The sequence below is a fragment of the Bradyrhizobium manausense genome (genome assembly GCF_018130615.1).
Lineage (GTDB): Bacteria > Pseudomonadota > Alphaproteobacteria > Rhizobiales > Xanthobacteraceae > Bradyrhizobium > Bradyrhizobium manausense_A.
Genome location: NZ_JAFCKB010000041.1, coordinates 1 through 4,602 on the forward strand (window position 1 = coordinate 1; position 4,602 = coordinate 4,602).

The window sequence follows — 4,602 nt, forward strand, 5'->3', positions numbered from 1 at the left end:
AGGAATCACACAAAGTGCCGATTCGGGAATCCCCCAAGGCAACTTCCTGCCAAGAAAGATGTGTGCATGCCCTAGGGCCTTCGCCGGGACGACATCGGAGAGAGTGCAGCACCGCGCTCTAGAACAAGCTGCCCTGATCCACCGGCTTGCCCATGCGCTTCGGCGCGGGCTTGGCCTCTTGCGCGGCTGGCTTGGGCTGCGGCGACGGACGCTTGGCTGACGGTGCCGGGCGATCCGCATCTGCTGTGGCGCCCACGCGCCCATCGGCAAACTCGATCGCGATCCGGGCATTCGGTCCGACGCTGTCTGCCGAATGCAAGGGATGCCCGGCTTCATCGCGCACCAGCGCAAAGCCGCGGGCGAGCACGCCGCGATAGGACAGCGCGGAGAGCAGCTTGCCGCTGTTCTCGACGCGGGCATCGAGCCGTTGCAGCAGCGTGACAAGCGCGCGGTTGGCGCGCTCGGCGAGGCGATGCGTGCGCTCGCGCTGGCGGGCAATCGCGTTGCGCTGGGCCTGCGCGTTGGAGAGCTTTGAGGCACGCAGGCGCACCTCGAGTCCAGCGAAGCGGTCGCGGCGTTGCCGCAGCAACGCGCGCGCCGACAGGCCGAGCCGTTCGCCGCACACGGTGAGCCGGTGCCCGGCCTGCGCGATCTGGCCGTGCAGCACCCGCAGCGTCAGCTTCGAGCTTGCCGCGGTAAACCTGCGGAAATGCGCATGCGTGTTGGCCTTGAGCCCGCGGGGCAGGGCGCTGCCGGCCGAATCCAGCCGCTGCCGCGGGATCGCGAGCAGATCGGATGCGGCGGGAAGCGCGCGTGCGGCGGCGCGCAATTCGCTGCGGCGGCTCTCGTGGGCGCGCTGCCAATAAGCGCGCGTGCGCCGCGCCAGATCGGCGACCTCGACGAACAATTCGCTGCGCACCGGCACGGCCATTTCGGCCGCGGCCGTCGGCGTCGGTGCGCGCTTGTCGGCGACGAAGTCGATCAGCGTGATGTCGGTCTCATGTCCCACCGCCGAGATCAGCGGGATCATGCTCTCGGCCGCCGCGCGGACCACGATCTCCTCGTTGAACGACCAGAGATCCTCCAGCGAGCCGCCGCCGCGCGCGACGATCAGCACGTCGGGCCGTGGAATCTTGCCGCCTTCAGGCAGCGCGTTGAAGCCGCGGATCGCAGCCGCGACCTGCTCGGCCGAGCCTTCGCCCTGCACCTTGACCGGCCACACCAGCACGTGGCGGGGAAAGCGATCCTCCAGCCGGTGCAGGATGTCGCGGATCACGGCGCCGGTCGGCGAGGTCACCACGCCGATCACCTCCGGCAGCCACGGCAACAGCTGCTTGCGCGCTTCGTCGAACAGGCCTTCGGCGGCGAGCTTCTTCTTGCGCTCCTCCATCAGCGCCATCAGCGCGCCGATGCCGGCCGGCTCCAGCGCCTCGATCACGATCTGATACTTGGAGGAGCCCGGATAGGTCGTGAGCTTGCCCGTGGCGATGACCTCGAGCCCCTCCTGGGGCTTGAAGCGCATGCGGCCGTGCACGCCCTTCCAGATCACCGCCTCGATCTTGGCGCTCTCGTCCTTGAGCGCGAAATAGCAATGACCGGAGGAATGGGCGCCGCGGAAGCCCGAGATCTCACCGCGGACCCGGACATGGCCATAGGTGTCCTCCACCGTCCGCTTCAGGGACTGCGAGAGCTCGGAGACGGTGAATTCGGGCGCGTTGTGAAGTTGTTCCGCAGGCGGCATCGGCAATCGATTCGGCATTTTGGGGTCAGACCCGACGTTAAGGATTTTCGCAGCGCGGCGCCAATCCAGGGATTGATTTCAAGAGTACTCTGTATTATAGAGTTCTCTATTGATGCTGAGTTTGATGGAGTTGGCCATGGCGATGCGGTTGCTGCGAGGTTCTCTGGGCGTGCTGAAATGGGGGCTGTGCGCGGTCGGCGCCGTGGCGCTGCTGCTGACCGCCCTGGTCGCAACGCCGCTTGAGCGGCCCGCCGAGATGCGCTCGGTCTCGGAGTCCGCCAAGGGCATCGACTGGTCCACGCTGCCGCCGCTCGAACGCTTCCAGGCCCGCGACGGCACCTGGCTCGGCTTCCGGCACTACGCGCCGAAGGGGACGGCCACCGACCGCGGCGCCATCTTCATTCACGGCTCCTCGGGCTCCTCCGCGACCGTCAACCACGCCTTGACCGCGGCGCTGGCCGCCCATGGCGTCGAGACCTGGGCGCTCGACATGCGCGGCCACGGCGCCTCCGGCACGCGCGGCGATATCGGCTATGTCGGCGAGCTCGAGGACGATCTCGTCGACTTCGTCGCCCATGTCCGCAAGTCCGCGCCCGATCTGCCGCTGACCCTGGTCGGCCATTCCGCCGGCGCCGGCTTCTCGCTGCGCGTCGCCGCAACCCCGATCGTGCAGGACCTGTTCGCCCGCACCGTGCTGGTCGCGCCCTATCTCGGCTATGACGCGCCGACCAACAAGCCGCATTCCGGCGGCTGGGCCAACGCCGACAAGCCGCGCTTCCTCGCGCTCGCCGCGCTGCGCAAGCTCGGCATCGATTGCTGCTCCCAGCTTCCGGTGCTCGCCTTCGCCGTGCCGGCGAATTCGGAGCGGATCCTGACGGCGACTTATTCCGACCGCCTGATGCGCAACTTCGCGACCCATGGCTATCGCCTCGACCTGCCGGCGGTAACGCATCCGATGACCATCTTCGGCGGCGGCGAGGACGAGATGATGATATCAGCCAGATATGCCGAGACCGTGCAGGCCATCAAACCGTCCGTCGACGTCAAGCTGATCGAGGGCGTCAACCACATGGGCATGGTCACCAACCCGAAGGCGGTCAACGCGATCGCCGAGGATGTGGCAACGCGCGGGAGCGGGCAATCGTGATCGACAGCAAGGAGGCGTCTGCGGCGCTGGCCGACATCGACGACATCGTCCAGCGCGTGAAGCAGTCGCAGCTTTACGAACTGGCCAGCCTCGCGGCGCTATGGTGGGGCGTTCTGGTCTTCGCCGGCAACGTCGTCACCTGGCTCTGGCCGTTCTACGCCGTCTACGCCTGGCCCGCCGTCGACATCCTGGGTGTCGGCGGCCTGGTTGCGATCCGCCTGCTGAGCCCACCGCACGTCCCTGGCGCCGCCTTCGACATCAGGCTTGTGCTGGTCTTCGTGCTGTTCTTCGCGTTCGGTTATATCTGCACCAACGTGCTCGGCCATTTCGGTCCGCGCGAGCTCGGCGCATTCTGGCCGATCTATTTCATGCTGTTCTACACGCTCGGCGGTCTCTGGTTCGGCTATGCCTTTGTCGCGATCGGCATCGGTATCATCGCGCTGACGCTGATCGGCTTCTTCACTATCGGCGCGGCATTCCCGCTCTGGATGGCCTTCGTCAACGGCGGCGGCCTGATCCTGGGCGGCCTCTGGATGCGGCGGATCTGATGGCCGAGCTCGACGACATCATTCATCAGCCGTTGCGGCTGAAGATCATGGCGGCTCTGAACGCACTGCCTGTCGCGACCGGCCTGGAATTCGCCCGGCTCAAGAAGCTCACCGGCGCCACCGACGGCAATCTCGGCGCCCACATCGAGACCCTGGCCAAGGCCGGCTACGTCTCGGTCGACAAGGCCTTCGTCGGCAAGAAGCCGCAGACCACGGTCACCGCCACCGCTGCCGGCCGCGGGGCGTTCGCGCGCCATGTGGCGACGTTGCAGGAGATCATTGCGGGCAAGCAAGTGTAGCTCCGCTGTCATCGCGGTGCTGCTTGTTGTGCCCTCGCCCCTCTTGTCCGCCGAAGCCCGCCTTCGGGCGAAGGCGGATGCGGGAGAGGGCAACTCCGCTGGTCAACCCAGGCTCACGTGGGTGAGGGGTTCTCTCGGCGAGTCCTGCCCCGCTTGAGTCTGCGATTAAAGATTGCAGTGACAGCGCACCGTCACCATTGGGGCTGACGCTGCGCCGGCGAGCCAGAAAGTCCTTGACGCAACGGAACACCATGGATTTCTTTCGGTCGGAAGACCTTGATTGGTCGATGGACGGAGCCGACCCGTGAGATTTTTGCCGAGAATTTTGCTCGTAACCGCTCTCGTGAACCTCGCTCCAGCCGCAGCTGGGGCGCCGAAGCAAGCCGTCGCTTCTCCTGCCTTGCAGAAGGAATTCGACGGCTTCATCGAGAAGTTTCGCGCGGCGCTCAAGGCAAACGATTCCGCCGCCGTCGCCGGCATGACGCGATTGCCGTTCATGAACGACAAGGCAATTGGCGACGCCGCGCAATTTCGTGCCAAGACCTATCCGACCTCGTTCACGACGAAAAATCGCGCGTGCATCCAGCGCGGCAAGGCCGTCTACGATCGCGATCAAGAGAACAATGACAATTACTTCGTCTTCTGCGGCGACCTCATCTTCGTCTTCACCAGGACGCCGGCGGGGTTCCTTTTTACGGATGTCGGCGCGAATGATTGATACGGGGATTACGGCGACACCGGATTACGGTGCACTAAACCAACTGATGCTTTAGCTTTTGAAATTAGTGCACTGGACTGCACCCCTGAAGTGAGACACGATAATTTCAGTGACAGGCATTCCGAGGATGACCTGTGGCAGGACAAGGA

At 65.4% G+C, this 4,602-nt stretch carries 5 protein-coding genes; 4 read left to right on the forward strand and 1 reads right to left on the reverse strand.

Features of this window, described 5'->3' with window-relative positions; translation table 11 throughout:
- Positions 1 to 118: 118 nt before the first annotated feature.
- Positions 119 to 1,759, reverse strand: a complete 1,641-nt coding sequence (gene xseA, locus JQ587_RS36525; RefSeq protein WP_212297424.1) for an exodeoxyribonuclease VII large subunit — start codon at positions 1,757 to 1,759, stop codon at positions 119 to 121.
- Positions 1,760 to 1,877: 118 nt separating this feature from the next.
- On the opposite strand from xseA, the gene JQ587_RS36530 reads away from it, so the two are divergent.
- The 4 genes from JQ587_RS36530 (at position 1,878) to JQ587_RS36545 (ending at position 4,453) form a co-directional block, all read left to right on the forward strand.
- On the forward strand, positions 1,878 to 2,888 hold the full coding sequence (locus JQ587_RS36530; RefSeq protein WP_212297115.1) for an alpha/beta hydrolase: 1,011 nt from the start codon (positions 1,878 to 1,880) through the stop codon (positions 2,886 to 2,888).
- Positions 2,885 to 3,436, forward strand: a complete 552-nt coding sequence (locus JQ587_RS36535) for a hypothetical protein (protein ID WP_212297114.1) — start codon at positions 2,885 to 2,887, stop codon at positions 3,434 to 3,436. Before JQ587_RS36530 ends, JQ587_RS36535 begins: the two co-directional genes overlap by 4 nt.
- Entirely contained in the window at positions 3,436 to 3,735 is a 300-nt protein-coding gene (locus JQ587_RS36540; protein WP_212428597.1) for a winged helix-turn-helix domain-containing protein, read from the forward strand. Before JQ587_RS36535 ends, JQ587_RS36540 begins: the two co-directional genes overlap by 1 nt.
- 400 nt (positions 3,736 to 4,135) lie before the next feature.
- The gene (locus JQ587_RS36545) at positions 4,136 to 4,453 is read left to right on the forward strand and encodes a hypothetical protein (protein ID WP_249154705.1); all 318 of its coding nucleotides are present in this window, start codon (positions 4,136 to 4,138) and stop codon (positions 4,451 to 4,453) included.
- Positions 4,454 to 4,602 lie beyond the last annotated feature (149 nt).

Bases quoted from the DNA above. Each gene is read 5' to 3' on its own strand.
- xseA (WP_212297424.1), bottom strand. From the start codon at position 1,759: ATGCCGAATCGATTGCCGATGCCGCCTGCGGAACAACTTCACAACGCG.
- JQ587_RS36530 (WP_212297115.1), top strand. From the start codon at position 1,878: ATGGCGATGCGGTTGCTGCGAGGTTCTCTGGGCGTGCTGAAATGGGGG.
- JQ587_RS36540 (WP_212428597.1), top strand. From the start codon at position 3,436: ATGGCCGAGCTCGACGACATCATTCATCAGCCGTTGCGGCTGAAGATC.